The 25,489-nt window shown below is 39.4% G+C and carries 33 protein-coding genes and 5 pseudogenes; 2 read left to right on the top strand and 36 right to left on the bottom strand.

What is annotated here, in order from left to right:
* Nucleotides 1–2: 2 nt before the first annotated feature.
* The 4 genes from rlmD to ACIRUQ_RS00860 form a co-directional block, all read right to left on the bottom strand.
* Nucleotides 3–1,166 (bottom strand): 23S rRNA (uracil(1939)-C(5))-methyltransferase RlmD, encoded by a 1,164-nt coding sequence (gene rlmD, locus ACIRUQ_RS00875; RefSeq protein WP_055290403.1) that lies wholly within the window; start codon nucleotides 1,164–1,166, stop codon nucleotides 3–5.
* A gap of 43 nt (nucleotides 1,167–1,209) precedes the next feature.
* On the bottom strand, nucleotides 1,210–1,914 hold the full coding sequence (locus ACIRUQ_RS00870) for a GTP pyrophosphokinase family protein (protein ID WP_022035742.1): 705 nt from the start codon (nucleotides 1,912–1,914) through the stop codon (nucleotides 1,210–1,212).
* Nucleotides 1,915–2,161: 247 nt separating this feature from the next.
* Nucleotides 2,162–2,608, bottom strand: coding sequence for a tyrosine-type recombinase/integrase (locus ACIRUQ_RS00865; protein ID WP_156330977.1), 447 nt, complete (start codon nucleotides 2,606–2,608; stop codon nucleotides 2,162–2,164).
* A gap of 150 nt (nucleotides 2,609–2,758) precedes the next feature.
* On the bottom strand, nucleotides 2,759–3,022 hold the full coding sequence (locus tag ACIRUQ_RS00860; RefSeq protein ID WP_021737534.1) for a hypothetical protein: 264 nt from the start codon (nucleotides 3,020–3,022) through the stop codon (nucleotides 2,759–2,761).
* A gap of 18 nt (nucleotides 3,023–3,040) precedes the next feature.
* Between ACIRUQ_RS00860 and ACIRUQ_RS00855 the strand changes: the two genes are divergently transcribed.
* Nucleotides 3,041–3,583: a hypothetical protein gene (locus tag ACIRUQ_RS00855; RefSeq protein ID WP_055290405.1), complete on the top strand. Its 543-nt coding sequence runs from the start codon at nucleotides 3,041–3,043 to the stop codon at nucleotides 3,581–3,583.
* A 54-nt stretch (nucleotides 3,584–3,637) separates the two neighbouring features.
* On the opposite strand, the gene ACIRUQ_RS00850 is transcribed toward ACIRUQ_RS00855, so the two are convergent.
* The 4 genes from ACIRUQ_RS00850 to ACIRUQ_RS00835 all read right to left on the bottom strand — a co-directional run bounded on the left by ACIRUQ_RS00850 (nucleotide 3,638) and on the right by ACIRUQ_RS00835 (nucleotide 7,737).
* A complete protein-coding gene (locus ACIRUQ_RS00850; RefSeq protein ID WP_021737536.1) occupies nucleotides 3,638–4,066 on the bottom strand; it encodes a 4Fe-4S dicluster domain-containing protein in 429 nt (142 codons plus the stop codon).
* Nucleotides 4,063–6,141, bottom strand: a complete 2,079-nt coding sequence (locus ACIRUQ_RS00845; protein ID WP_022035737.1) for a molybdopterin-dependent oxidoreductase — start codon at nucleotides 6,139–6,141, stop codon at nucleotides 4,063–4,065. The genes ACIRUQ_RS00850 and ACIRUQ_RS00845 overlap by 4 nt, the downstream gene beginning before the upstream one ends.
* A 155-nt stretch (nucleotides 6,142–6,296) precedes the next feature.
* Complete coding sequence (locus ACIRUQ_RS00840; protein ID WP_055290406.1) at nucleotides 6,297–6,905, bottom strand: HD domain-containing protein; 609 nt, start codon at nucleotides 6,903–6,905, stop codon at nucleotides 6,297–6,299.
* Nucleotides 6,906–7,341: 436 nt separating this feature from the next.
* Nucleotides 7,342–7,737, bottom strand: a complete 396-nt coding sequence (locus ACIRUQ_RS00835) for a hypothetical protein (protein ID WP_156330978.1) — start codon at nucleotides 7,735–7,737, stop codon at nucleotides 7,342–7,344.
* Between the two features lie 30 nt (nucleotides 7,738–7,767).
* On the opposite strand from ACIRUQ_RS00835, the gene ACIRUQ_RS00830 reads away from it, so the two are divergent.
* On the top strand, nucleotides 7,768–7,920 hold the full coding sequence (locus tag ACIRUQ_RS00830; RefSeq protein ID WP_021737541.1) for a hypothetical protein: 153 nt from the start codon (nucleotides 7,768–7,770) through the stop codon (nucleotides 7,918–7,920).
* A gap of 642 nt (nucleotides 7,921–8,562) precedes the next feature.
* Here the strand turns inward: ACIRUQ_RS00830 and ACIRUQ_RS00825 are convergent.
* The 28 genes and pseudogenes from ACIRUQ_RS00825 to ACIRUQ_RS00690 form a co-directional block, all read right to left on the bottom strand.
* Nucleotides 8,563–8,730: a hypothetical protein gene (locus tag ACIRUQ_RS00825; protein ID WP_154315108.1), complete on the bottom strand. Its 168-nt coding sequence runs from the start codon at nucleotides 8,728–8,730 to the stop codon at nucleotides 8,563–8,565.
* A gap of 41 nt (nucleotides 8,731–8,771) precedes the next feature.
* The gene (locus ACIRUQ_RS00820; protein ID WP_055290408.1) at nucleotides 8,772–9,770 is read right to left on the bottom strand and encodes a YafY family protein; all 999 of its coding nucleotides are present in this window, start codon (nucleotides 9,768–9,770) and stop codon (nucleotides 8,772–8,774) included.
* A 254-nt stretch (nucleotides 9,771–10,024) separates the two neighbouring features.
* Entirely contained in the window at nucleotides 10,025–10,258 is a 234-nt protein-coding gene (locus tag ACIRUQ_RS00815; RefSeq protein ID WP_055290409.1) for a hypothetical protein, read from the bottom strand.
* A gap of 295 nt (nucleotides 10,259–10,553) precedes the next feature.
* Nucleotides 10,554–10,700 (bottom strand): annotated as a pseudogene (locus tag ACIRUQ_RS00810) (ParA family protein); the annotation flags it as partial.
* A gap of 380 nt (nucleotides 10,701–11,080) precedes the next feature.
* On the bottom strand, nucleotides 11,081–12,295 hold the full coding sequence (locus ACIRUQ_RS00805) for a class I SAM-dependent rRNA methyltransferase (RefSeq protein ID WP_021740450.1): 1,215 nt from the start codon (nucleotides 12,293–12,295) through the stop codon (nucleotides 11,081–11,083).
* 180 nt (nucleotides 12,296–12,475) lie between these two features.
* Nucleotides 12,476–13,420 carry an NAD(+) diphosphatase gene (gene nudC, locus ACIRUQ_RS00800; protein ID WP_055290410.1) on the bottom strand — a complete coding sequence of 315 codons (945 nt, stop codon included), beginning with the start codon at nucleotides 13,418–13,420 and terminating at the stop codon, nucleotides 12,476–12,478.
* 65 nt (nucleotides 13,421–13,485) lie between these two features.
* Nucleotides 13,486–13,974: a deaminase gene (locus tag ACIRUQ_RS00795; protein ID WP_055290411.1), complete on the bottom strand. Its 489-nt coding sequence runs from the start codon at nucleotides 13,972–13,974 to the stop codon at nucleotides 13,486–13,488.
* Between the two features lie 108 nt (nucleotides 13,975–14,082).
* Nucleotides 14,083–15,630: a nitrite/sulfite reductase gene (locus tag ACIRUQ_RS00790; protein WP_055290412.1), complete on the bottom strand. Its 1,548-nt coding sequence runs from the start codon at nucleotides 15,628–15,630 to the stop codon at nucleotides 14,083–14,085.
* 4 nt (nucleotides 15,631–15,634) lie between these two features.
* A complete protein-coding gene (locus ACIRUQ_RS00785) occupies nucleotides 15,635–16,069 on the bottom strand; it encodes a hypothetical protein (RefSeq protein ID WP_055290413.1) in 435 nt (144 codons plus the stop codon).
* Between the two features lie 142 nt (nucleotides 16,070–16,211).
* Nucleotides 16,212–16,469, bottom strand: a complete 258-nt coding sequence (spoIIID, locus tag ACIRUQ_RS00780; RefSeq protein ID WP_022035013.1) for a sporulation transcriptional regulator SpoIIID — start codon at nucleotides 16,467–16,469, stop codon at nucleotides 16,212–16,214.
* Between the two features lie 80 nt (nucleotides 16,470–16,549).
* Nucleotides 16,550–16,633, bottom strand: a pseudogene (locus tag ACIRUQ_RS00775) (SEC-C metal-binding domain-containing protein); the annotation flags it as partial.
* 59 nt (nucleotides 16,634–16,692) lie between these two features.
* Nucleotides 16,693–16,968, bottom strand: a pseudogene (locus tag ACIRUQ_RS00770) (cyclic-phosphate processing receiver domain-containing protein).
* Nucleotides 16,969–16,988: 20 nt separating this feature from the next.
* Nucleotides 16,989–17,357, bottom strand: coding sequence for a hypothetical protein (locus ACIRUQ_RS00765; RefSeq protein WP_055290414.1), 369 nt, complete (start codon nucleotides 17,355–17,357; stop codon nucleotides 16,989–16,991).
* On the bottom strand, nucleotides 17,351–18,253 hold the full coding sequence (locus ACIRUQ_RS00760; protein WP_055290415.1) for a hypothetical protein: 903 nt from the start codon (nucleotides 18,251–18,253) through the stop codon (nucleotides 17,351–17,353). Before ACIRUQ_RS00760 ends, ACIRUQ_RS00765 begins: the two co-directional genes overlap by 7 nt.
* A gap of 6 nt (nucleotides 18,254–18,259) precedes the next feature.
* Nucleotides 18,260–18,742 carry a hypothetical protein gene (locus tag ACIRUQ_RS00755; RefSeq protein ID WP_055290416.1) on the bottom strand — a complete coding sequence of 161 codons (483 nt, stop codon included), beginning with the start codon at nucleotides 18,740–18,742 and terminating at the stop codon, nucleotides 18,260–18,262.
* Nucleotides 18,743–18,873: 131 nt separating this feature from the next.
* Nucleotides 18,874–19,875, bottom strand: coding sequence for a hypothetical protein (locus tag ACIRUQ_RS00750; RefSeq protein ID WP_055290417.1), 1,002 nt, complete (start codon nucleotides 19,873–19,875; stop codon nucleotides 18,874–18,876).
* On the bottom strand, nucleotides 19,862–20,098 hold the full coding sequence (locus ACIRUQ_RS00745; protein ID WP_055290418.1) for a hypothetical protein: 237 nt from the start codon (nucleotides 20,096–20,098) through the stop codon (nucleotides 19,862–19,864). The genes ACIRUQ_RS00750 and ACIRUQ_RS00745 overlap by 14 nt, the downstream gene beginning before the upstream one ends.
* A gap of 112 nt (nucleotides 20,099–20,210) precedes the next feature.
* Complete coding sequence (locus tag ACIRUQ_RS00740; RefSeq protein WP_055290419.1) at nucleotides 20,211–21,311, bottom strand: YafY family protein; 1,101 nt, start codon at nucleotides 21,309–21,311, stop codon at nucleotides 20,211–20,213.
* A 134-nt stretch (nucleotides 21,312–21,445) separates the two neighbouring features.
* Nucleotides 21,446–21,880 (bottom strand): hypothetical protein, encoded by a 435-nt coding sequence (locus ACIRUQ_RS00735; protein WP_055290420.1) that lies wholly within the window; start codon nucleotides 21,878–21,880, stop codon nucleotides 21,446–21,448.
* A gap of 150 nt (nucleotides 21,881–22,030) precedes the next feature.
* Nucleotides 22,031–22,149, bottom strand: a pseudogene (locus ACIRUQ_RS00730) (sporulation transcriptional regulator SpoIIID); the annotation flags it as partial.
* A 75-nt stretch (nucleotides 22,150–22,224) separates the two neighbouring features.
* On the bottom strand, nucleotides 22,225–22,407 hold the full coding sequence (locus tag ACIRUQ_RS00725) for a hypothetical protein (RefSeq protein WP_055290421.1): 183 nt from the start codon (nucleotides 22,405–22,407) through the stop codon (nucleotides 22,225–22,227).
* Between the two features lie 69 nt (nucleotides 22,408–22,476).
* Nucleotides 22,477–22,794 carry a hypothetical protein gene (locus ACIRUQ_RS00720; RefSeq protein WP_055290422.1) on the bottom strand — a complete coding sequence of 106 codons (318 nt, stop codon included), beginning with the start codon at nucleotides 22,792–22,794 and terminating at the stop codon, nucleotides 22,477–22,479.
* Nucleotides 22,795–22,923: 129 nt separating this feature from the next.
* Nucleotides 22,924–23,157, bottom strand: coding sequence for a helix-turn-helix transcriptional regulator (locus ACIRUQ_RS00715; protein ID WP_055290423.1), 234 nt, complete (start codon nucleotides 23,155–23,157; stop codon nucleotides 22,924–22,926).
* A 148-nt stretch (nucleotides 23,158–23,305) separates the two neighbouring features.
* Nucleotides 23,306–23,449: a hypothetical protein gene (locus ACIRUQ_RS00710; RefSeq protein ID WP_172679894.1), complete on the bottom strand. Its 144-nt coding sequence runs from the start codon at nucleotides 23,447–23,449 to the stop codon at nucleotides 23,306–23,308.
* 39 nt (nucleotides 23,450–23,488) lie between these two features.
* The gene (locus ACIRUQ_RS00705; RefSeq protein WP_055290424.1) at nucleotides 23,489–24,112 is read right to left on the bottom strand and encodes a DUF4230 domain-containing protein; all 624 of its coding nucleotides are present in this window, start codon (nucleotides 24,110–24,112) and stop codon (nucleotides 23,489–23,491) included.
* Nucleotides 24,113–24,194: 82 nt separating this feature from the next.
* Nucleotides 24,195–24,356, bottom strand: coding sequence for a hypothetical protein (locus ACIRUQ_RS00700; RefSeq protein ID WP_156330979.1), 162 nt, complete (start codon nucleotides 24,354–24,356; stop codon nucleotides 24,195–24,197).
* A 154-nt stretch (nucleotides 24,357–24,510) separates the two neighbouring features.
* On the bottom strand, nucleotides 24,511–24,936 hold the full coding sequence (locus tag ACIRUQ_RS00695) for an XRE family transcriptional regulator (RefSeq protein WP_404856515.1): 426 nt from the start codon (nucleotides 24,934–24,936) through the stop codon (nucleotides 24,511–24,513).
* Nucleotides 24,937–25,258: 322 nt separating this feature from the next.
* Nucleotides 25,259–25,384 (bottom strand): annotated as a pseudogene (locus ACIRUQ_RS00690) (sporulation transcriptional regulator SpoIIID); the annotation flags it as partial.
* Nucleotides 25,385–25,489: the final 105 nt, after the last annotated feature.

Below are 25,489 nucleotides of genomic sequence, written 5' to 3'. Positions count from 1 at the left end.
TATCAATTTTTCGTCAAAAGTACGATATTTTCCGCATGCTTAGTGAACGGGAACATATCATAAGGATAAGCTCCCATCGCTTTATACCCATGCCTGGTCAGATATTTCAAATCCCTTGCCTGTGTCTGCGGATCACAGGAAATATATACAATCTTTTTGGGTGCCAGCGTCACAACAGATTTCATAAACTGCTCGGTGCTGCCACTTCTTGGCGGATCCATAAACACTACATCCGCTTTCTCTCCCAGGGCTGCCATTTTCTCCATAAAACGTCCGGCATCCTCCTGATAAAAACGGATATTTTTCATCTGATTATGCTTTGCATTTTTCACGGCATCCCGCACTGCATCCGGATTCAGCTCCACACCGATAACTTCTTTCGCGGATTTTGCGGCCACCATACCGATAGTACCGATCCCACAATATGCATCAATCACACGTTCTGTTCCGCTCAAACCCGCCAGTTCCATTGCTTTTCCATACAATTTCTCTGTCTGAACCGGATTGATCTGATAAAAAGATTTTGATGAAATACGGAATTTTAAACCACATAGCACATCTTCAATATATCCTTTTCCGTAAATTGTAGTCTCCCGATCTCCAAGCACCATACTGGTGCGTTTATCATTCACGTTCAGTATAACCGTTGTAATCTCTGGATGCAATTTGCGCAATGCCTTCACAAAATTATTTTTGGATGGCATCACCGGAGATCCCAACACAAGAACCACCATGATCTCACCTGTGGAAAATCCCCGCCGAATCAGCACATGACGCAACAGGCCATAACCGGTATCCTCATTGTAAATTTTTATTTTGAAAGACTTTAATAAGCCACGGATATCATTGATAATGGCATCTGCCTTTTCATCTTCAATCTGACAGGCTTCCACCGGAACCACCCGGTGCGTTCCCTCTTCATAAACTCCGGAAATGATGGTACCGTCCTTTTTCCGTGCAAACACGGCATGCACTTTGTTACGATAATGATACGGATCTTTCATGCCGGTAATCTCGGTAGTTTTACAAAATGACTGCATCAGCTGCCGGACTGCTTTTTGCTTATCCTGCAGCTGCTTTTCATAGGGAATACCCTGATACTGGCATCCTCCGCATTTCTTAGCAGCCTTACAGGCTGCGATTCTATTTTTCTTTTCTTCCTTCATAATACGCTACTTAAATTCTCCCTGTTTTCTGACGCACATCATATCAGAAATGTATCTCTTCTGCAAGTTTCTGCATCTGATAATCTGCATCTGCCATGATATCTGCACACTTTTTCAACCGTGCATGCATTTCCGGTGTGATCGCCTTGTCCTTTTTATAGCGTAGCTGATGCTCGGTACTTGCCCAGAAATTCATGGCAATGGTACGCATCTGCACTTCCACCGGAACCTGGCGCATTCCATCGGAAAAAAATACATTAATTTTTACAATCAGATGCAGACTGCGATAACCATTCTCCTTCGGTTCCCGGATATAATCTTTCACCTGCACCAGTTCCACATCTGTCTGACTGAGCAGCATCCGTGCCACTTCGTATACATCTGTAATAAATGGACAAATCACACGAATTCCTGCAATATCAAAAATATTGTTTGTCAGACAGCTTAATGTCATAGGAAGACCTTTCCGCTCCATCTTCTTTGCAATACTCTCCGCGGATTTGATGCGGCTTTTAATATTCTCAATGGGATTACGATCATTGCTCTGCTCAAACTCTCTATTCAGAATCTGTAATTTTGTGGTAAGCTGACGAATTCCGGCTTCATAGATCAGCATCATCTGCTTGTATTGTTTTGCCAGATCCAGCTGATCCGCTGCCAGCGGCAGACAACTCCCGGCAGCTTTACCCGTTTGTTCGTTTTCTTTTTCATGTACTGTTTCTTCTGTATTTGTTACATTCTCATCCATTTCTGAATAATTCTCCTTACCCTCTATTCCCATACTTAGAGTAAAGCGGACATTCGCAATCCGCTTTCACTACTTGCTCATGAATGCAGTCGCTTTGCGACCTGTCAGTGGGAGTTTTTAACTTCCACTAACATAAGCATTCCCCTTACCCACTGTTTAGTGCTCTACGCACTTGAGCGGAGGAATGCTTATTCTGCGTTCATTTATGGATATTGTATCATATACCCTTGTCTTTTCCATGAAAAAACTATAAAAACTTTCTAAAGCCCAGCAATACAAATAACATTTTCTGTAATGTCTTTGGTCTATGGAATTCATAAATCGCATTTCCATTATTCGGCAAATAACAAAGTGTTTTTTCTACCTTAATAACTCCATTCTCAAAATCAATGCAATCCCATGTCAATCCAAGGATTTCACCCATACGCATGTCAGTTCCAAGTGCAACAATAAAAAATGCATATGTCTGACCGCCTTTGGATGTTTCAAGAAGAATATCAATTTCCTTATTACTTAAAATTCTTTTCTCTTCTTTTTCCTCATTATCAATAATTGTATTAATTCCAAATGCAATATTTTTATTAAGCAGTTCGGTTTCCACCGCACGATTCAACATATCAACCAATAATGATTTGCAATCTGCCCGCATCGTATCAGTTGCTAATTGATTAAAAGCATCTTGCAGTATAACCAAATTTAACTGACTCAGTTTGCGTCATCCAAGTTCTTTTCCTTTTAAGGATTTTCCCACTATTATCTCCTTCCAGCAGATAATAGATAGTGTTCAGTTACTGACTTAATTATATCAAATTCTGAACCTATCTGCCACCGCCTTTCTCTATTTTCATATTCTTGTTTTTTCAATCCATCGATCCTGGTTCACAAATTCCAGGATCTCTGGATTTGTTATTCCTTTACTCTGAATCTCATGTTTTAATTGCCGGTAATCAGTATTGCTCCATGCAAATACTTTATATTCACGATTGCCGATCCACTCCAGCAAGTGTATCACTGCTTCTTCCAGCATCGGAGCATATTTAATCTGATCATTGGTGATACCTGTCATCTGAGAAATGAAATGATCTAAAACACCATATTTAGGCTGCACATACTGGCATATAGTAGCATGACTTCCTCCGGCATTCCAAAACCGGCTTTTTATACGTATCAGCTGTTGAAAAATATCAGCGGTGATCTGCTTTACCGTGAAAAAAACTATTTTGTTGTCAAAGATGACCGCACGTCATCCACGGTTTATACCATTGTTGTTATGAATTATAATGATGAAATTGAACATCTGTACACCCGCAGCGCAGATGTGTATAAGACCAATGAAACCATCAATGCTTTCATGGATGAATTGAACGTAGATTTTACCCTGCCGGTTTCCGCCGGTCATTATATGATCGCCAAATATGCATTTTCCAATCAGAACTCTGTCTTTATACATATGGCACATCTGCAGTTTCCTGACCTATGTCCGCTGCCGGAGCACTGGCTTCAGCTGCTGAATACCCTGCCCCAGACACAGGTCAGTATCGAACAGGCTGATACTGAATTGAATATCAGTGCCTCTATTCACGGGGCCGGGATAAATGTGATTGTAATAAAAGAAATTCTTGTTAGGGTGGCTTGGAACAAGTTGAAACGAACTCCAACAAGAACCTGAAAATTTTACAATGATTCTTTCGTTGGAGTTCGTTTCAGCTTTGTTCCCGAAGCCCTAAATCTGTTCCACCGTCAGCGCCCCCGCAAAACAGGTCCGCACACAGGCTGGTTCTCTGCCTTCTCGCAGACGCTCTATACAGCCGTCGCACTTTTCCATTTTTCCCTGCACATCAAACCGAATCATCTGCAATGGACAGGCATTCTCGCAGACATGACAGCCAACGCAGAGTTCTTTGTCTGTCAGAATCAGTCCGGTCTTTTCATCACGGTAAATGGCATGTACCGGACAGACTTCCATACATTTTCCGCAATGGGTACAGCCCGGACAGATATTTTTCTCGAATCCTTCTTTCTGAACTTTTCGAATGGCACGGAAGCTTTTCGCATCCGCCTCATCTACCTCATGATGTGCATCCAGACAGGCTATATGGCAGGCATAACACCCCACACACTTTTCCGCATTAAATTTTATCTTAATACTCATGCCCCAGCCACCACCTTTTCTACCTTGCAAAAATAGCTTTTGTATCCCGGAAATCCGGAAATCGGATCCAGATAATCCTTTGAGATCAGGTCATTTGCTTCCCCCTTTGGATTGCCATGATAAATATGTATCACACCCGGGCGTCCATTGCTGCATAATACCGCCGTTCCACACATGCTTCCAGCCGGTGAAGTCACTTTCACCTGTTCGCCTTCCTCAACGCCTAATGCAGCAGCATCTTCTGGATGCAGTTCCACCAGCGGCGCCTGCTCCAGATTTGCCAACCATGGCATACGATACGTTCTGGAATGGAAAAACTGCGGCTTTCTCGAACCGGTATTTAAAATGTATGGATATTCTATCTGATCCACACCAGACATTTGCCGATAATCCCGATACTCCGGCAGTCCACTGTATCCATGACTATCACGGTAACGTTCCAGCACCTGCGATACAAACTCCACTTTTCCGGACGGCGTAGCAAACCCATTCTTTTCATAGGTTTTAAATTCCGGCGGAATAATCACTTTTCCCTTTACTCCTTCCGGATGCTCCCGCAGTTCCTGAATCGTCAGACCGGATGGCTGCAAAATATAATCCATGTAGTGCTCATAGCCCTGACCAAGTGCCTCATCCGTCAGATGCATCGCATTCAGCATTCCAATCATGATCTCCACATCATTTTTTGCGTCTCCCAGCGGCGGAATTGCCTGCTCCGACAGGAAAAACATACCGCCACGGCCATTTACAACCACATCCCGCTCAAAGGTGGAGGCCGCAGGCAGCACCAGATCTGCCATCTTACTGGAATCTGACAAAAACAGATCCGTATTCACATAAAAATCAAGCGTTCCAAGTGCTTTTTGCAGGTGCTCCGGCTCCGGCCACATCCGGCAGTTTAATCCAAAACCAACCACTGCTTTGATCGGATACGGCTGTGCTTCCAGAATGTTATCCGCCAGTCGGCTGCACTGCGCTTCCTCGCAAGGCAGATCAAACCAGGCCGGAAACTCTTTTTCTCCAATTGCTTCTATCGCATTCAACCGTTTCACATTTCCCATGTACTCATTACACGGAGAAGCCGGTCCCGGTCGGGATGGATTTCCACCCGGAATATCATAATTTCCGGTCAATGCGATCAGACACATCACCGCACGATAATTTTGCATTCCATTGATATGATGCACCACCGGTGACGCGGAAAACATCACCGCCGCAGGGCTGTTTTTCGCGTAAATTCGTGCCGCCTGGCGAATCAGATCCGCATCCAAACCCGTAATCTCCGCCGCCTTTTCCGGTTTAAACTGCTGCACATACGCGCGATATTCCTCAAATCCATATACATATTTTTCTACAAATTCATGGTCATACAGATTCTCTTCAATGATCACCTGTCCCATGGACAATGCCAGCGCTCCGTCCGTACCAGGAATCAGTTTTAGGTGCAGATCAGCCGCCTGACTGGTCACCGTCTCCCGTGGATCCACGGAAATAATATTGACACCGCGCTCCTTCAGTGACTGATACATCGGCGCCATGGAAATATTAGAATAATACAGGTTGTTACTCCATACCAGAACCGTTTTCGCATGCATCATATCCGGAAAACAGATATTATTTCCATAAATTGACCGCCAGGCCATGGCAGCCGACTGAAAACAGGTGCTGGACTCCGTACAGTAATTCGGAGAACCATATGCATTTGCCAGACGCAGCAGCGCCGGACGGTACCACTTCGGATATCCCGCATAAAATACCGTCGATTGCGACCCATATTTTTCCCGGATGCGCAGTAAATTGTTTGCAATCATCGCGTACGCTTCCTCCCAGGAAATACGTTCAAACTCGCCGCTGCCTCTTTCGCCCACGCGTTTCATCGGATATAAAATCCGGTCTTTATTGTATACATACTGCCTGGATGCAGCTCCCTTGGAGCACAAACCGCCCTGCTGTCCCGGCCAGTCTCGGCTGCCTTCCACAGAAAGCAGTTTTCCGTCCTGCACGTAGGCATCGATGGGACATCCTGCGGAACAGATATTGCAGCGGACTTTTTTAATTTCAGTTTTTTTCGTCATACTATTATGTCTTCCTCCTTTAGTCCATATTTCTTATCTGTGACTTTCATTCTCTACAGAATCACTACATAGTTTTGTCTATAGCTTCTATACAATCAATCTTTTCACAGAATTAAATTCTTATCATTATATAGGCTATATTCTGCGCTCTTGAATTAATCCAAACCTTCCGCTGTCATCTCAGCCCGAATCTCATCTTCCGAAGCTGCCATTGCATGGATTGTCATTTCCAACAGTTTGTCCAGTTCCCAGCCAAGCTGCTCCGCTCCGCGGGCGATTACTTCTCGGGAACATCCAACTGCAAATCCTTTTGCTTTGTATTTTTTCTTGAGTGATTTCAGTTCCATATCTTTTGTACTTTTGGACGGACGCATTAATGCTGCTGCCCAGATCAGACCGGTAAGCTCATCTGCCGCAAAAAGTACTTTTTCCATTTCATGCTCTGGCTCCACATCGATCGTTGCACCACATTCCACCGTAATTCCATAGCCATGAGAACATACTGCATGAATGACATCCTCACCAACGCCTGCTTCCCTTAATAATTCCGGAGCTTTCAGGCAGTGCTCCGCCGGATACAGTTCAAAATCAATGTCATGCAGCAATCCTACGATGCCCCAGTACTCTGCATCTTCTCCGTTGCCAAGTTCGTTGGCGTACCATTTCATTACAGCTTCCACGGTCAGGGCATGCTGGATGTGAAAAGAATCCTTGTTGTATTTTTTTAACAGGTCGAAAGCCTGCTGATGGGTGATTGTTTGCATTACAAAATCCTCCTTTTACGTAACAATTCAAAATACGTTTTTTAGTATATTGGCATATCTTCTCTGATAATAATCCTATAAACAATATTCCACAACAGCTTTCACCTAATTTGCACATTCTTTCTGTTGACTTTTATGTGTAAATATTTTATCTCTCAAATTACATACTTAATTTATTTTCTTTTTACAATTTACTAGTAGATTTTTTCAAAAAAATGAGTATAATATAAATGAAAGTAAATATAAATTGCTCTTTCACACTTATAAACAAGTGTTTTTGGGTCGACGAGGCCACTAATGAAAAGATAATTTGACCGACGAGGTCTCTCTGGTTTACCAGAGTAGGGTATGGTTAGCGCCATACCCTTTTTATATATCACCAACCAAGGAGAATATGTTATTGAAAGAATACTACGAAAACTAACTTGATATATTGTCACCCACTTTTCTTTCTATCATATCTCCTCTGATAATAATCTAGCACACGGTACTCCACAACATCCCTCATCTGCTCTGCAAAAGCTTCTTTCTTAACCACATCCTTTAAATCATCATTCAATGCAATCGCATAACCTTCCTTTTTACAGAAAAATCCATCTCCGGATTTAATCAGAAAATTCACCGGCATCTGTATAATTTTCTTTAAATGTGCTTTGTCTGTGATATTCCTATATTTTTCATATGTCATGTCAGAATCAAAATCTCTCCAGTTTTCATTAGCATCAAAAAATGCTTTCCAGCAATCCACGATTTCTTCATTTGTCACTTCCATCCGAATATCGCTATCATTATAGATTGCCTGCAAAACCGGCATTTTGTAAACTTTCGTCATATTGGTATTTTCAATCAGTTTAATAAACTCATGGCACACAATGAAGATCTGGATTATTTCAGTTTATGCAGCACTCTGAATTCCACCCCGGAACTCATGAGCTTTAAATTATACAGTCTGACCAAGCGGGGACAGGCTTATCATATGCCTATGGAAATACAGAGTAATTTTCTTGCAAAATAAAAAACAATGCAGAGATGTATATTGCGATTAATATATACCTCTGCATTTGTATTTAAACACTGTTCTGTTGTAATCAAACTATTCTACTCATTTTCTTATTGCATCCCCATACCACAACTGATATAATCACAACATGAGTGCTGCCATAACGGTAGGCGGTTAGTCCTTCAACAGAGGGACTGCGACCCTCTGATTACATAGAAACCCGAAAGGGAATCCAATGGAAAGGAGGGCTAAGCCAGTGAGTATTATAGATTTCATTGCAGTAGTGAGCTTTGGCTTAACCTGCTTTAGTATCGGATACACATTCGGTAAGGATAATAATAAGACGCAAAAATAGCCGCCCAAGCCTAGTAAACTGAAGCGGCAATTTTTGACAATTCATATATTGGACTAACCGTCTATCGGTAGCACTCTTTTTGTATAATTATATTACCATGCATCCTCAAAAATGTCAAAAATATTCTTAACATATATTGCTATCACCTAATCCTCCAAACCGCTTCCCAGATTTGGGAAGCACTTTTGCAACTCTTAATTCAGTTTTTTATACAATCAATGTTTTCCTTTTCTTCGGTCTATTAGTTGTTGAATATAGCAGACTGTCACATCAATATACTTTATTTCCAAGACTATTTGTTTCTATTTTTTTACTATCCATTCTTCATCTCGAATGATGGTTCTCATACCTGGAGCGTAATCTACCATTTTACTCATTCCTCTTTCAATGCCTTTAATTTCTTTTTGTATTTCATTTTTTCTATTTGATGAACTAGCTTTCTTAAATCCTAATACCACTTTTATTTCCACAGCTTCCTATTGTTCTATAGCTTTTCATTGCTTTATTCGCATTATGAGTCATACTTGTATTGATTAATTATTCGATTAATTTCCTTTTTCATCTCATCTACCACTTCATCCGGTCCAACAATCTTTATATCCTCACCCAGTGAAAACACCCAACCAAGGAACTGCCTGCTGACATGCACATCTACATTCACTGTGAAATGTTCATCATCTGTCGGAATCAACATCACATTCTTTCCGAACCGATCAATGATAACACCTGCCAGACTGTTTTTTACCAGCAGCTTTACAGTCTGTTCTTTTCCACCAAACATTCCAAAACTTTTCTTCGCATAATCAGCCATATCCAGTTTTTTAAAGTGCTCTTTTCCGTCTCGGCTTTCATTTGATAATTTGATATGCAGCATCTTATCTACCCGGTAATGTTTAATCTGCTCTGCATCTGAATCATAACCTACCAGATAATAGTTTTCATCATCCCAAGACAATCCCCACGGACTGATGTGATACCATACCCCATTATGGCGAAGTTCCATTTCCTTCTTCACATTCCACTGATAATACTGGAATTTAATCTTCTTATTTTCCGAAATTGCTTTATGAATCGCATCCACAGTGTAATAGATGCTCTCATTCATTGTTTTAATTCTTCCAGAAACAAACACCTGCCGCTGCAATTTCTGTGCATCATATTTACTGACCAATGTTTCCAGCTTTTTAATCAGTGCATTTGATTTTTTCTCTGTAATAAATTTTGAAGACTGGATAGCATCTACCAAAAGTTTTAATTCCGGAAGTTCAAACGCGCGATTTACAACATGATAATGGTATCGATTCCCGACAGGTTCACCTTCTACATCTATTCCAAGAACACTCAAATCTCTCAGATCGTTATATACACTTTTCCGGTCTGCTGTTACGTCATATTTTGCCAAGCCGTCCATGATTTCTGGCATAGTGATATAATGCTCATCATCGGTTTGTTCCTGCATAATCTGAGCAAGCCGGTATAACTTGAACTTCTGATTACTTCCCTTCGGCACTTTTCCGGTCTCCTTTCACCAAATGATAACTCAAGTATACCATAGGCGGGAGACATATGGTGCATCTTTTCACACAAAACTTGTGTAAAGATTGTACATGTTGACGCCTTTATCTTCTTAAGTATCAGGCATCGTAATGGTTCCAGCCTCCTAATATTCCAGGATTGCTGTGACCGGTTTTATGTCCTTTGTCATCATAATGATTTGCTCCTGTCAGTGTGATAAATACTTTTGCCATTGTAAATGCTCCTTCCTTAGAAATCATATTCATCCGGATCAAGTCCGGCATCTTCCAGTGCTTCTCTTCGTTCATCTGCATCCATAAACTCCAACTCGTCCGGATCCAGTCCTGATAATTCCAACTCCGCCTGTACTTCAGAGTCGTCTTTCAACAGTTCATTTAGGAAGGTAAATTCCATTGCACTTTCCAGTGGACTGATATTTCCATTATGGTTCAGATCAAACATACTTTCGAATATTCCTTTCATCGCAGCTCCTCCTTTAATCGTTCATGTATTCATAGTAATCGGATTCGCTGGCAAACAAGATATATTTACCATTTACCAATCCCATGTAACCATCACCAGTGTTAAATCCTTTCATTGCCAGTTCCTCCATTTCTTTGAATTTTATGTTTTAATCTTCTTTGATGGTTACAGTGTATATCAATAGATGGGGTATAAAAATCCCTGCTCTTTTATACTTCTATGTCAGAAGGCTCAGAATAACTTTTTCTGAGCCTTTCCATCTTGTTGTTTTTAATTATAGGTAAATCTATTATGCAAGGCTTGCAGTTAATGATCCCTGTGCATCATTGTCAATGAGTGCAACCTTTTTGCCTTCTCTGGCTAATCCAATTCCAAGATTAACCGTTACATTTGTTTTCGCACATCCGCCTTTTTGGTTCGTAATCGCAATAACCTTACACATTTTTCCATCCTCTCTGTATCTCATTTTTCATAATTTATTGGCCACATAGTTAAGAACTCTTCTTTTAAAATCATGATATCTCAATAACATATAGCTTTGAACTCTGGATAAAAACAAAAACAGATTACTTTTAACTAATGAAGGTATAAAAAAAATCCGCTAAACCAGCGGATTTTTTTATTGAAATAACAAAATATCTGAACTAAGCACTATCTTTTTCTGCATAAAATCAGTGTCTCCACTACACCATTTACTACACCATTTTGATATCAAACTACACCATTTTGCGATAATTTACACCATTTTTGTCACTCTATATATCAGTGTCTAAAAGTGCCTCAACCCCAGTAAATACAAGGCTTTGCAGACTTTTTTCTCTACTATTTTTCATCCACAACCTGAAAAATGAAGAATTTCAGATAATAAGATTCCTCTGCTGCCCACAGAATCGGATGATCTGCCGCCTGTGTCCGAAATTCCACCTGACGCAGTCTCTTATGCGTAGCGCGCGCCGCCTCACGGATGGTCTTTGCCAATAATTCCTGTGTCATAAAATGAGAACAGGAACAGGTTGCCAGATAACCGCCGTCCTTCACAAGCTTCAGCCCTTTCATGTTAATCTCACGGTAGCCCTTGATCGCATTTTTTGTTGCCTGACGAGATTTTGTAAATGCCGGCGGATCCAGAATAACCACATCATATTTTTCTCCGGCTGCAGCCAGTTTCGGAAGTTCATCCAGTACATTTGCCGCACGGAATGTTACCGTATCACTCAGACTGTTACGTTTTGCATTTTCTGTCGCCTGTTCCACCGCAAATTCAGAAATATCCAAACCGGTCACTTCACTGGCTCCCGCTATTCCGGCATTCAATGCAAAAGTTCCCATATGAGTAAAGCAGTCCAACACACGTTTGCCCTTACACAATTTCTGAATCGCCAGACGATTGTATTTCTGATCCAGGAAAAATCCGGTTTTCTGGCCATTCACTACATCCACCATATAACGAACGCCATTTTCCGTAATTTCCACGTTTGTATCAAATTCTGCTCCAATGAAACCTTTTACCCTGCTCAGACCTTCTTTTTCCCGTTCCTTCGCATCACTACGCTCATAAACACCTCGAATCTGAATGCCATCTTTCTGCAAAATCTGCTTCATCAGATTAGCCAACTGTTCTTTATAACGCTCCATCCCAAGAGTCAGACATTCCATGACAAGCACATCTTCGTATTTGTCAATAACAATTCCCGGCAAAAAATCTGCTTCACCAAATACCAGACGGCAGGAAGAAGTATCCACCGTATCCTTTCGATAATTCCATGCATTCTGCAGACGCATCTGAAAAAATGACTCATCAATTTCCTGATTTACATGCCTCGTCAGAAGGCGCACACGAATTTTGGAATTCTGGTTGATATACCCTTTTCCCATCGGATAACCATCAAAATCATGTACGATCACAAGATCACCATTATGAAAACGTCCTGTGATCGTTTCGATCTCATTATTAAAAACCCAGGCTCCGCCTGCTTTAATCGTGCGCCCTTCTCCTTTTTTCAGTGTTACAATTGCCACATTCTCCTGTTTTATCATATTGCTTTCTATACTCCTGTTATTCTATTGCTTACCTTTTATCGCTTATTTTGTAAAGCGGACATTCGCACGAGAAGAAATGGTTGCTTCGCAATCGTGTTCGGTGCGTGCAAGAAAGCTGTGCTTTGGATAATTTTCTTCGTGTAAGTGTGCGATAGAAGACTTTCCTGCCCTCTCTCCTCACAGGCAGAGATGTCCATACTCAATCATATCCTGCTTAAATTTGCATATCATCTCATTCGTCAATGCAAAATTATCCGGGATTTCAAAAATTTCTTCCGGTGTCACCCATTTCGCCATGGCCAGCTCATCTTCCTGAATAATAATATCATCCGCTCCATCCAGCTCGCAGAAAAATCCAAACAGCAGACTCTCGGAATAAGGCCACGGCTGACTTTTGTAGTATCTCAGATTTTTCACATGCAGATGCGTCTCTTCATATACTTCCCGGGCAACAGTTTCCTCAATGGTTTCACCGATTTCTGCAAAACCTGCGATCAACGCATAATGATCTCGAAAACCGTTCTTATACCAGCTCACCAGAATCTTTCCCTCATGCATTACACCCACGATCACACAGGGGCAGATCTTTGGATATTCCATCTGACCACAGGCCGGACAACGCATCATCCGTTCCCGCCCATCCGGGATCATCCGGGTTCCGCAGCCACCACAAAACCGATGTGCCGCATACCATCCTGCCAGCTGGGCACCTACAAGTCCTGCATAGCACATATGCTGCGGAGCCGCCCCGCGCAGGTATCGCGTAGTTTCATAATGAAATACAATTTCTTCTTCCGAAAGCAATGTCTGCTCCGCTACAGAATTTTTTCTCTGATTTTCAACAGACCGACAAAGATGCATCAGATTCAATTCTTCCCGGTCTTTGTACTGATGCTGCTGATAGAGGAAAAAACGCTCCTCCCCAACAGCAAACAGATATACAAAACGATCTCCGTTCTGTACCTGCGATTTTATTTCCGCATATCGTGGAAAACAAATGGCATTCTGTACGCCACGCACCAATATTTTCCGTTCCTGCATACAGATCACCCAGTCATCCTTTTCCGGCTGTACATTATGCCACTCATTGTATAAATGCAATGGTGCGATATCCTGTATCATTTCTTTCGTTTACCTGCCTTGTTTTTCTTTTTGTCTGTTCTTATTTTACTTCTGTCTGTTTCTGATCAATATCCAAAGGTTCCTGCCAGAGATTCATCATCATCAATCCACTGCTGCACATGAATCATCCGGTATTCATCCTTAGAATCCCGGATATACACCCGGTCAATACCGGCATTAATGATCATACGCTTGCACATGGAACAACTGTTGGAATTTTTGACATATTCCCCCGTATCCACTTCTTTTCCAACCAGATATAACGTACTTCCGATCATTTTTCCTCTGGAAGCACTGATGATGGCATTCGCCTCTGCATGCACACTGCGGCAAAGTTCATAGCGTTCACCTCTTGGTACATTCATTTTCTGCCGGATACAGATGCCCAGATCAGAACAATTCTTTCTGCCTCTTGGTGCACCTACATAACCAGTAGAAATTACTTCATCATTTTTCACAATAACTGCGCCATAATGTCGACGCAGACAGGTTCCTCTCTGTCCGACAATCTCTGCCAGATCCAGATAATAATTAATTTTATCCCGACGTTCCAACACTTACTCCTCCTTCGTCCCCCTGCTGTTCTTCTGATTCTTCCCCTTCCGGTCTCTTATAGACTTATAGCAAATCACCTGAATACAAGTTCAGGTTTTGGTCATATCTTACAAATAGTTTGCAGCAACTGCATCAATCCCTTGCGGATTCTTCTCAGCCCATTTTTTATAATCCATGCCGGAAGCAGCCACCGTCTGTCCCAGTTCTACCAAAAACTGTGGTATCACCGCTTCTTCCATAGTTCCGATCTCACGACCCATCCGTTCCTCGCCCTGACGTTCCTCACCATTGGCGAACAGCACAAACGCATTTTTCATCTGATCATCCACACGCTTCACTGCTCCCCGAAAACCGATCACACCGGTCTGATGTGTACCACAGGAAGACGGACAGCCGGAAATGTGTATCTGCGGCAGCGCACCATTCGGAATCTCTGCTTTACGAACAGCTTGCACGCACGCATGCAGTAATGCCTGGGAATCACGCAGACCCACCTGACAGATGGACGCACCAATACAGCTGACACTTGTCTCAAAAACAGTCTCTGCACTGTCCGGTGTTGCTTCCAGCACTTTTTCAACTTCAGTTCCGGTCAGATTGATAATATATGCTGTTTCATCCGGCGCAAGACGGATCTCCACATCCTCCATATTCCGAATCACATCAGAGAGCGCACACAGTTCTTCTACGTTCGGCTGACCACCGATCGGATGCCAGATAACCGTATACAGAGCCTCGCTTTGCTTCTGTGGTAAAATACGCGCGCCGGAAATTCGGACACCATCGCCTTTTTTCATCACAGGTTCAGTTTTCACACAAATTTTCAGATCTTCTCCGGAAGCCAGCACCTCCTCCAGTTTTTTCTGATATGCTTTCACATAATTTTCTGCACCCCCACAGATTTCCTGCATATAACGGGTTCTTGCTTTTCCACGATTCTCATAATTTCCATATGCCCGGAAAGTCAGCCACATTGCCTTGATGTAATACAAGATCATTTCCGGTTCCACTGCTTCTGCTACCTTTACACCAAATCTCGCATGATTGCCAAGACCACCGGCACTGTACACATCAAACTTCCCTTCTTTTGTTGCCACAAAACCAAGATCACGGTACGTTGCATGTGGAATATTTTTCGGAGAATTAGAAAAACATACCTTTAATTTACGCGGCATTTTTTCTGCATTAATAAATGACATCAAATATTCTCCAGCTGCTTCTGCCCATGGACGCACATCAAAATACTCATCCGCTTCCACACCGGACAACGGAGAACACATCACATTTCGTGGAAAATCTCCACCGCCACCCATAGTCACAATTCCAACATCCAGTGCATCTTCCATAATCCGGCACAGTTCCTCCTGCTGCAGATCATGAAGCTGGATTGTCTCGCAAGTAGTAAAATGTGCTTTTTTCACATTGTACTTGCGAATTGCTTCTGCGATAAATGCCAGTTTTTCCTTCGTCACACGACCAGCCGGCATACGCAGACGCAGCATACTTGCTTTCCCATCTTTCTGAGCATAGCTTCCATATCGTCCGGAATAGCCCTTGTAATCTCCTTTGCTCATCTCACCATTGTAAAACGCTTTTGTTTTTTCCCTAAAATCCGGCATATCAGCCTTCCATGACTGTGCATCTATTTTATTCATAATATTACATTACCTCGCTTTCATTCATCTTCTCTGTAATCAATCCAATCTGACAGAAAACCGGATAGAGATAACTTGCCCCAAACGTTCCGATTTTCTTTGGTCCGCTGACCACCACACCCTCTGCCTGTTTCTCCAGGACGCGTCTGGCGGATAGCAGGATTGTCGCCTGCGTGATCGACTTTTCTTTGCGATTCACAAACATCTCATGCCCTTTTATAATATAGGTAAACGGTATTCCCTTTACCGTACAAAAATATGTCTGTTCCAGTTCGCATAAGACCTGCCACAGAAACTCTGAGGACAAATTTTCCGGGCAATGTCGTATCTCAGATAAATGCATGTTCCATGCATCCATTGCCTTATTCCCTTTTCCCAAATTCACTGTATCCTTGTTTTTCATATTTGGATATATTCCAGACCATATCTCTGCACTCATAGATTTCTCTTTTCCTTCGACGAATTCTAATTTTCTTTTTATTCTAACATGATTTACAAAGGTTGTAAAATCAGAGATACTAACGCAACAAAAATGCACCAAAGCACATTTTTCCATTTGCTTTGATGCATTTCATCTTAAATCAGATATGATGTTGATGAAGATATTTTTCTCTCGTCGCCATTCCCCCACGAATGTGACGCTCCGATTTGTTAACATCCAGAACCACTCTTGTCTTTACAGCAAGAGCCGGACTGATCTGTCTGAGGCGTTCGGTGATGTCTTTATGTACCGTCGACTTACTAATTCCATACTTTTTTGCCGCCTGACGCACCGTTGCATTATTGTCTATGATATATCGTGCAATTTCCATTGCCCGTTCCTCGATATAACCTTTCACGAAAACTCCCCACATAGTTTGCTTTTTTACAATCTATGCAGGGAGTTTTTGATGTATGTCTGTATCATTCTAGCAAACGATTATCTTCCACAACACTTTTTATATTTTTTACCGGAGCCACAGGGGCAGGGATCGTTTCTTCCGATTTTTGGCTCTGTCCCCACATATGGCGTCTGCATTTCCAGCCCATTCATATAATTCCAGGCATCTCCTTCCTCTGCTCCTACCAATATCTCCGAATCATCCGCAACATATTTTCTCTGCCAACGGGATTCATTGTATGAAGCTTAATTGGATAAAAACGTTCATTCTCCGCCAGCCAATCCAATAATTTAATCCCATCCCCACCATCATAAGCATAATCTCCTAAATCATGATCACAATCAATTAATAAAATGGGTTCCTCCGCTTATTCAATTGTTCTCTTTGCAATATTAACACTTTTGCACCATACATATCCTTCTGGAGCAGGTCGTATATCATCCAGCCATATCTTCATACATTTTCCTTTATACATAGTCATCTTTTTTCATCTGCTTTCCATTCTATATCCAAATATGATCTATAATGACTACTATTATCATAAATTATTTTTTCTACAGATTCCAGACCAAATTTCTTCATTATTTCATTAATGTATTCTTCACCTATATTTGGATTCATATATAGAATACACAGATTTTTTGAAGTAATTTCAACCCGACCACGAGGATAATAATTATATGGATACCGACATTTTTGAGGCTTTATTTTCTTCCAAATTTTTCTATGCACATAAGAATCTCCCGACTTTGAAATCCCATATTCATATTTTTGCTCATCAAATGGAACTGCCCAGATTTCTCCGTCTATTAGCCAGAACACTCCTTTATGTGGTCTTGCTAACATTTTCGTTTTCCTTTGACATAATCATCCCAATCCAATTCATCTTTTGAAACAATCTTTGCCTTATATAGCGGTGATAAATATTGATACACTTTTCTATGATTAAAGAAATAATCTCCATGTTTTAACGCACCAGTTTCAATCTCTCCTTCCGAATTCACATATTCACATTGTATTCCACAACAATCATCTCCTACTTCTTTGAGCCGACAATAAAAAGCACCCGGTGCATATGGTCTGCAGTCTATAACCAGGACATCACCTGGCTGATATGGAACAGGCAAGTTTAAATCGGGACATACCGAATGAAACTGTCCCTCTGCTATCCTTCCTAACGATCCTTTTAAATAATTTGACGATAACTTTTCATGAATAAAATATTGAATCTCTCCATCTTTATTCATGATGTATGCGTACATCGGTGATAAAAATTCGTTTTCCTTGCTCTCGTTCTTGCCACTAAAATATAATTCAACCCGCCAATATAAAGTTTCCCATGTAGAATCCGGATCATTCCAGTAATATTCCTGTACTGCCTTTTTCATGTCTTCAAAAGATGTCATAATATATGGGCCATCCATAATATCACTTTTATTATCATCATTATAACCCATCAACTGTATAAGAAAAATCTTTTCACTTTCCATCGTTAAATATTGCACTGCCTGATCCATACACTCGCAGCATAATTTCAGATAATCCATATCCTGTTGCTTTATGTCTGATGTTGCTCTCAGCTTATACAATAATCCCTGTTTTCTTTTTAAACCGACTGGTGCTCCGGCAATAATTGACACATAGTCTCTCAACTTCAGTCGTTCTGCATGTTCCATTAAATATACATGCAATTCCGGTGATTCAATTAAATCCAAAATCTCTTGTTTTAATTCTATCGTCATATAAATCTATTCACCACTTTCTCTTATCACATCATTTTCAATTCCATATCTCTCAAGTGCATCGTACACCTTGTGATACACCATCTGATTCGGATAATATCTATAATCAGCAAATATCTTGATACCGTCTTTATAGAAATATTCATGGATAGCCGCCGCACATCCTGAACTTCTGCTTTCGCCATATTCACATTGACAGATGATATCTTTTCCTTCTTTTTTTGCATTGAAAATAAATTCTGCAAGATCATCTACTTCTGGAAAATATGTCTCGTAAGTCAAATGATATTTCGGCAATACTGCCAGATCAATGTCATGCAGTGCTACCTGAAATACACAATTCGTTTTCGCCGAATAGTCTACCGGCCTGTATTCTGCATCACGGAATTTTCCTGGCGGATCATAGAAACTGATTACCACTGCATTTTCCGGGAAATCTTTTTCTAATAATTTTTCTATTGATTTTCTTGAATAAATGGATATTTTCAACTTGTTTCACTCCTATCTATGCTTGATAAGTAATAGGATATATTATTGTATGGGGCAAAAATGGCTCATTTCTGAGCATATAAAAAACAGTGCCAAAACACTGTTTTTACTTCGTATATTCTATAAGTAAATCATTTGCATATTAAAGGTCTGATTTCACTCAATCTATTTTCTAATGTCGTTTTCAAGTTAGGTATATCATATGGCTCTTGTTCTTCTGAATTTATAGCTTCTTTATTCTCTTTATCATCATCTTTAAAAGTCTTTATAAATGACTCTGCAGCCATAATTTTCTGCATTTTAGACCAAACAATAAAATCCAATTGTAATGGTGTAATTGAATTTTCCTTGCAATATTGCTTTATAACATGAGCATAAAATTCGTATGGATATTCTTCTTTTATACAACTTTTTTCCCACGTCCTTTGCATAGAACTCCACGATCCTATTGACTCCGCTTTTAACTTCTTCTTTTCACCTTTTGTAAATAAATTCTCTGGCAATTTTTTATAATTTTCAGGATAACTCTCGGCATTTGAAAAATCATCTTCCTTAAATTTCCTTTTGAACCATTCCAGACTAAAACTATCTAACGGCATATGACATTTATCAAATTTCTTTTTATATTTTTCTCCACCTCTACATCTATCGCATATGCAATATAAATATTTAAATGCCATATTTATTATTTTTTGCGCCTGACCATATGTAATTTCATCCACAAGATACTTCTTATAGGAATCTATTAACGCTTTACACCAACCTGAATATTTATCATCAAACTTTTCATCACCATCAAAATAATTGCAAAGTTCTTTTGCGACATCTGTTAACGGTTCTCTCATAGGATTTTCCTCTGTATTAGGTCTCTTTTTATCCCACACTTTTTTTCTTTTTAATAACTCATCTCCTTCTTCTCTTGCCTTAGTACTCCAATGAATTGTCCGACAAGCATCCAAGTACCCTTGATACAGAGCATCTTTATAAACTTTTTCACATTCCCAATCTGCTTCAGTCTTATCTGAAAAGTATTCACAGCACGGCTCTTTTTTTATTGTTCCAATAAAATCATCTACCGAATCTTTTATTTCTTTTTCAATCTCTTCTTTTATTTCTTCTTTAGTTTTCTCCATCTTCCGTATCTCCTTCCAAAACTCTCACAAGTTCTCCCCACACTTTCACCATCGCATAGGTATCCAGTTCGCAATATTTCAATAAATTATGCCTTGCCTTCTTCTGCTCCTCCGCTGGCATATCTTTTATCCTCGGAAATATCGTCATTGCCTCTGAGTCATTGTGTACACCTTCCAGATTATGATAATTCAATTCCGGATCATCCGGGAATATCGCCGGCATCTTCGGCTTTCTCTTCCAGCTTGTATTTATCCATCCACAACATCTTCGGACATTGCCACAATCTGCAATATTTCGACTTTGAAAAATGATTCTTCATCTCTTATGCCTTTTTTTAATCTTCATATGCTTCCCACGCTTTTTTCAAGTCATCCCTTAATTTATCTCTTAATCTCTTCGGCTGCAATATCACCACATCCGGCGCATAATTTTTTGCGAACTGCTCCGCTGCACGTTCATTTACATGCACGCTCACCGATACATGCGTATCCGTTTCTTCTGAAAAATTCACCCCTTTTCCAAATAAATCAATCACATCGGATATCATTGCTTTTACGATTCTAAATTTAACAAACACATTTTCACTGGAATACATATACACATGCTCTTTCATATATTCATTCAGATTCATTGGCTGATGTCCGGACCATTTCAAAGTTTCAAATGGCTTACCTTTTTCCTCAAGAATCTGTATGTTTCGAATCCTGTCTACACGGTAATTCGAGATATCATCATATTTATCATAGTTGCAGATCAGATAATACTTTCCCTCCTGCACAGCCATTTGATATGGCGTAATGATATATTCCCGTACACTACCATCTTCCCGTTTTTTCAAATGCATTTTCTTATCTGTATGGTATTCTGCATATTCAAATAAAACCTTCTTCTTTTTACGGATTGCATCGTCTAATATAGCAATATTGTAAAACACCTGTTTATTATCTGTCCGTTCAACCGGCAATGGATAAATATACTGCGAGCAAGATTTAAAATATATATTAGATAACGACTCTAATTTTTTAATCAGCTCTTTTGCCTGGCTATAAGGTATATGTTTTGAAAACAACATGCTGTCTATTAATAGGCGCAATTCTTCATTCGTGAATTTCTGCTTCAGGTAAAAATCCGTCCATAACAAATCGTCTTCCGAGATTTCTTTATCCGCAAAATCCGAGGTGCCTTTATATGATACAAAATCTTTTTTTCTGAAAATATCTTTCCGTGATACTTCTCGATATTCAATATTGCTTCCATATTCAATCAGATTTAAGAGATTTCTTTTCACGGCTTTCCTGTCAACCGTCATTTCATACTCTCTTCTCAAAATATCCTGTATCTCTTTCTGGCTCAGTCTATGTTCTTCATCCGTATATTTCTGCAAGATATCTAAAATATACAAAATCACCAATTTTTTTGGATGTATATCACTCATACTTTTTGCTCCCTGTTCTGTGCAGTTCATATAATATCATTGTATGCCTACACTTCACAGATTTCAATGGGCATAAAAAGACCGAACAGTAAAATATCATTCAACATCTCATCTCTTGTACATAATTTTCGACTCTATAATCTTGTATAATCCGGCATAACAGGAAATCCGTTTTTATCGTATTGAATTTTATTATTTTCTTCATAAGTATCTGTCCATACCTGAACAGCCACTTCATATCCTGTTGCTATTTTGATATTATTTTTATCAACAATTGATGTAGTCCAATGGTATTGACTTTCACTCGTCAGTATATAGATTAACTCTTCTTTTTGTTTTGTTGACAATCTTATAGGATTCTTTTCCGGAACATACTCCGGTTTATCCAATCGAATGAATGCACAATTTTTCAAATCCCACATATTATCTAAGAATACATGCAGATATGGTATTGTTGTCTCCGTATCATGTTGCTCTATCGCAACCTCAATACTTGATCTTTTGCATAATTCTGGATTTATAAGTGCCAGACAAAGATCGTCCTGTTCACTTTTCGTATTATTTCCCATGTATCATTCCTCCACTACAAATTTGTACTAACTTTATCTTAATGGTTCTGATGGGGCAAAAAAGGTACACAGATTGTTTATTACTTATTCCAAATTCCTTTTTCTTAATTACCCACATCAGCTTGTCTATATTTTGTTCTATGTTATTGCGTCCACATGTACCGTCGACTTACTAATTCCATACTTTTTTGCGCCTGCCGCACCGTTGCATTGTTGTCTATGATATATCGTGCAATTTCCATTGCCCGTTCCTCGATATAACCTTTCACAAAAACTCCCCGCACAGTTTGCTTTTTTACAATCTATGCGGGGAGATTTTTATGTATGTCTACATTGAAGGTTTCTTAATCAAACCTGGGCATTTGTGCCAATGTGTCTGTTATTTGTCGCAACTCATTTGTTCTTTTTTTGATAGCAACACCCAAACTGCAATTTATAAACGAACTCTCCTTGACCTCTTTTTCGTGCCAATCATCTCCAAACATTTTCATTTTTTCTATAAATTGATTTACTTCCAACTTTGTCATTTTTTCTTTTCTCCTTAACCGTTTTCCTGTCATAGTTTATCTTTTATATGGTTTACCAATATCATAAAATCACACTGCATCTTCAATACTTTGCTTATTATATTTCACACCCTTATATAAAATCGTCAATTCATCCAGGTAATCATAAAACGCATCACTTCCAACTTTCAGAGCACTTCCTTTGAACTCGACACCAGATAATGCCTCACAGTATGCAAATGCAACTGGTTCTGATACAGCATCTGTTTTCTTCAATTCAGCACTACTATTATTGTTTGTGGCAGATGTACTTTCATCTGCCACATTATTATCCTTCCCCGTTCCACACCCTATTGCCAGACACAGCATACATGCTGCCATACAGATAATGACTAATTTTCTTCTCATCGTATAAACCTCCATATTATCTTTTCGTATTCCGTTGACATTGTTTTTTAATACAGAAATATTTTCTTCAGTACCTATCCATGTTCAACTGGTATGTATCATTATATAGTTTTTGATAAATCCCTGTATTCACGATTCGTGATGTTCCTCCATCAATTCATCCAACAGCACATGATAATGTTGCGCTATTACATAAGCGGTCAACAAATCTGGTAAGCGATATCCGCTTTCATAATTTGCTACCGTAGTTGCTCCATATCCAAGGAATTCTCCCAACATTGCCTGCGTTTCATTATTCTCCTCGCGTAATCTGCGAATGTTCTCACCTACAATTTTGTTCCATGGGTTTGTCTGCTGTTTCATAAACAAGTCCTTTCTGCCGGTTTCGGCAATACCTTTTTATTTGTTTCATAAAAGGACTTGTAAATTTCGCGAATTTATTGCATAGAAAAAACCTTTGCATCATTTTTTGACGCAAAGGTTTTCATGCAACAATCTAAAATCATTATACTTATCCTAAAACTGTTCTATTTGCAAGAGCATATGCAATCGTTAAGATGAGATCATCGATTGGATTGCCTGGCATCAAATCAATTGGTGAAATCCAATAAATGATGAGACCAATCAAAAGAATTATCTTTATTTTCTTACTCATAGTTTTTATCTCCTTTCTGGTATTCATGTTTTTCAAATGCTAATCCATAAATTTAACTTCAACTTCCTTGTCGCCTACTACATCATCCAACAAGTTATGAATTAAAGTTTCTAAATTTTCATCTCCATTGGCAAACAAACCTTGCAGATCAATTGCTTCATTTTCTGCTATGTCATTCTCTGCTTCTTCAATTGCTTTTGCTACATCCTCCTTTGTGGTCCAATTAAAAATTGCTTTCTTCTCATCAACATATTTGATAGAACTTGGATCTACATGCGGAGTGTCCAACAGTTTTGTATGTGGGACAGAAACAATTACTTTATCATTTTTGATATCCACTTTTATCGCTTCTACATCTATACCTACTTTAATGGTTGCATTATACTCCATAACAAATCCTTTTTTTGTGATAAATGGAATACTTCCTTCTTCTAATGGTACCTTGCCTGAATATGTAAGTTTCTGTGTTGCTAATTCCCCAATATTCTCTAATTTTCCTGTAACATAACCGACGGAAACTTCTGGTTCTTTATGAGTTATGTTGTAAATTGCTGTATGTGTTGACCAACCAACAATGCATCCAATCACCAGTCCAATAACAATCCAAACACAAACATCTTTTGCTTTGCTACGTATTTTATTTAACTTGTTATTTGTTTTCATCTCAGATTCTCCTCTATATGTGTGCTAATTTCTTGCTTACTTTTTCCATTGATATTTTGATTTCTACAAATTTTCTTTCATGTTATTCGCATTCCTCCCTGACACCGCTTTCCTTTGCTCCATTTTCTAAGTTACAAATATTTTCTTTCATGATTGCCGTCACACCAATTTCTTCTAAAAATTTTGTATGTTCCTGCTTTTTTCCTATAAGTTTCAGTGAAATGATTCTTTCTTTAACATTCATCTGTTTTGTTTCCTCTCTTGTTTTTATGCTTAAATGATAACGAAATTTTCTCTTCAAAAACAGGAATGTTTCAGCATAATAAGCCCGTTATTTCACCAAAATGAGCAAAATAATAGCGCCTTTTCTTTTCCGAAAAAGACGCCATAACATTATATTATTTTCGATTTTTACTTGCCTCATATTTTTCCATATTAATAGTTCCATTTGCAACCATCTGCTCCGACCAAAGCTGCAATGCTTCCACTGTAATAGAAATTTTTTCCAACGCATTCTGGATATCCACAAAATCATTTATCTCTGAATCATCAATGGTCCCATCAGCAGTTATGCCTATTAATCTACGCTGATTATCTTGAACGGTGTTCAAAGAATCTACCAGACGCAATACAATTTGGGAAAGGTTCTGTATTTTAACTTCCGGAACATACTGTCGTCCAATTGGACATTGATTGGAACAATAATAATTACATAATTCCGGTGATTTGTATTTTTCAGACATTACTAACACTTCATCCGGATGTGGTTCGCATCTCTCATTTTCTATTTTTTCAATACGCTCAGGTGCAATTGTCTCCAGCAAATCACTTGCTGTTTCCCTTGTTAATCCTAATTTTTCCCTCTGTTTGAAATATATATTTTTATTTTCTTTTGAAGATACTCTTGGCACTATTCTAATCCTCCCCATATACCTTTTCAGACATTATCTTATCATTTTTCCACAGAAATAGCGATCCACAATCTTCCAAATTTAATTTTTAGTAAATTGCAAATATCTAACCCACTCCATACTCAAAAACAAAAGCAAGCCCATCACGAACATCTCCTCTGAGACATCCGTTCAAGCCTGCTTTCTTCCACACCTTATTTAATGAAATATATCACATTCACATTCCGTTCTATATTGTTACAACCGCATGTACCGTCGACTTACTAATTCCATATTTTTTTGCCGCCTGACGCACCGTTGCATTGTTGTCTATGATATATCGTGCAATTTCCATTGCCCGTTCCTCGATATAACCTTTCACGAAAACTCCCCACATAGTTTGCTTTTTTACAATCTATGCGGGGAGCTTTTGATGTATGTCTGCATTAAAGTTTTCTTAAACAGACTTTTCAACTCTCACATGTGT

Origin of the sequence: Eubacterium ramulus, from assembly GCF_045002895.1 — a bacterium.
In the GTDB taxonomy this organism is placed as follows: Bacteria; Bacillota; Clostridia; order Lachnospirales; family Lachnospiraceae; genus Eubacterium_I; species Eubacterium_I ramulus.
This window is presented reverse-complemented; position numbering and strand designations above follow the sequence as displayed.

Bases quoted from the DNA above. Each gene is read 5' to 3' on its own strand.
- ACIRUQ_RS00725 (WP_055290421.1), bottom strand. From the start codon at position 22,407: ATGACAAAGTTGGAAGTAAATCAATTTATAGAAAAAATGAAAATGTTT.
- ACIRUQ_RS00760 (WP_055290415.1), bottom strand. From the start codon at position 18,253: ATGACGATAGAATTAAAACAAGAGATTTTGGATTTAATTGAATCACCG.
- ACIRUQ_RS00720 (WP_055290422.1), bottom strand. From the start codon at position 22,794: ATGAGAAGAAAATTAGTCATTATCTGTATGGCAGCATGTATGCTGTGT.
- ACIRUQ_RS00815 (WP_055290409.1), bottom strand. From the start codon at position 10,258: ATGAAAGGAATATTCGAAAGTATGTTTGATCTGAACCATAATGGAAAT.
- ACIRUQ_RS00805 (WP_021740450.1), bottom strand. From the start codon at position 12,295: ATGATAAAACAGGAGAATGTGGCAATTGTAACACTGAAAAAAGGAGAA.
- ACIRUQ_RS00750 (WP_055290417.1), bottom strand. From the start codon at position 19,875: ATGGAGAAAACTAAAGAAGAAATAAAAGAAGAGATTGAAAAAGAAATA.
- ACIRUQ_RS00700 (WP_156330979.1), bottom strand. From the start codon at position 24,356: ATGAATGTTAAAGAAAGAATCATTTCACTGAAACTTATAGGAAAAAAG.
- ACIRUQ_RS00830 (WP_021737541.1), top strand. From the start codon at position 7,768: ATGGCACACAATGAAGATCTGGATTATTTCAGTTTATGCAGCACTCTG.
- ACIRUQ_RS00835 (WP_156330978.1), bottom strand. From the start codon at position 7,737: ATGACGAAAGTTTACAAAATGCCGGTTTTGCAGGCAATCTATAATGAT.
- ACIRUQ_RS00850 (WP_021737536.1), bottom strand. From the start codon at position 4,066: ATGAGTATTAAGATAAAATTTAATGCGGAAAAGTGTGTGGGGTGTTAT.
- ACIRUQ_RS00710 (WP_172679894.1), bottom strand. From the start codon at position 23,449: ATGAGTAAGAAAATAAAGATAATTCTTTTGATTGGTCTCATCATTTAT.
- ACIRUQ_RS00745 (WP_055290418.1), bottom strand. From the start codon at position 20,098: ATGCCGGCGATATTCCCGGATGATCCGGAATTGAATTATCATAATCTG.
- ACIRUQ_RS00790 (WP_055290412.1), bottom strand. From the start codon at position 15,630: ATGAATAAAATAGATGCACAGTCATGGAAGGCTGATATGCCGGATTTT.
- ACIRUQ_RS00740 (WP_055290419.1), bottom strand. From the start codon at position 21,311: ATGAGTGATATACATCCAAAAAAATTGGTGATTTTGTATATTTTAGAT.
- ACIRUQ_RS00765 (WP_055290414.1), bottom strand. From the start codon at position 17,357: ATGTTAGCAAGACCACATAAAGGAGTGTTCTGGCTAATAGACGGAGAA.
- ACIRUQ_RS00855 (WP_055290405.1), top strand. From the start codon at position 3,041: ATGACTTCCTCCGGCATTCCAAAACCGGCTTTTTATACGTATCAGCTG.
- nudC (WP_055290410.1), bottom strand. From the start codon at position 13,420: ATGATACAGGATATCGCACCATTGCATTTATACAATGAGTGGCATAAT.
- ACIRUQ_RS00785 (WP_055290413.1), bottom strand. From the start codon at position 16,069: ATGAGTGCAGAGATATGGTCTGGAATATATCCAAATATGAAAAACAAG.
- rlmD (WP_055290403.1), bottom strand. From the start codon at position 1,166: ATGAAGGAAGAAAAGAAAAATAGAATCGCAGCCTGTAAGGCTGCTAAG.
- ACIRUQ_RS00705 (WP_055290424.1), bottom strand. From the start codon at position 24,112: ATGAAAACAAATAACAAGTTAAATAAAATACGTAGCAAAGCAAAAGAT.
- ACIRUQ_RS00840 (WP_055290406.1), bottom strand. From the start codon at position 6,905: ATGCAAACAATCACCCATCAGCAGGCTTTCGACCTGTTAAAAAAATAC.
- ACIRUQ_RS00845 (WP_022035737.1), bottom strand. From the start codon at position 6,141: ATGACGAAAAAAACTGAAATTAAAAAAGTCCGCTGCAATATCTGTTCC.
- ACIRUQ_RS00870 (WP_022035742.1), bottom strand. From the start codon at position 1,914: ATGGATGAGAATGTAACAAATACAGAAGAAACAGTACATGAAAAAGAA.
- ACIRUQ_RS00715 (WP_055290423.1), bottom strand. From the start codon at position 23,157: ATGAAACAGCAGACAAACCCATGGAACAAAATTGTAGGTGAGAACATT.
- ACIRUQ_RS00735 (WP_055290420.1), bottom strand. From the start codon at position 21,880: ATGGGAAATAATACGAAAAGTGAACAGGACGATCTTTGTCTGGCACTT.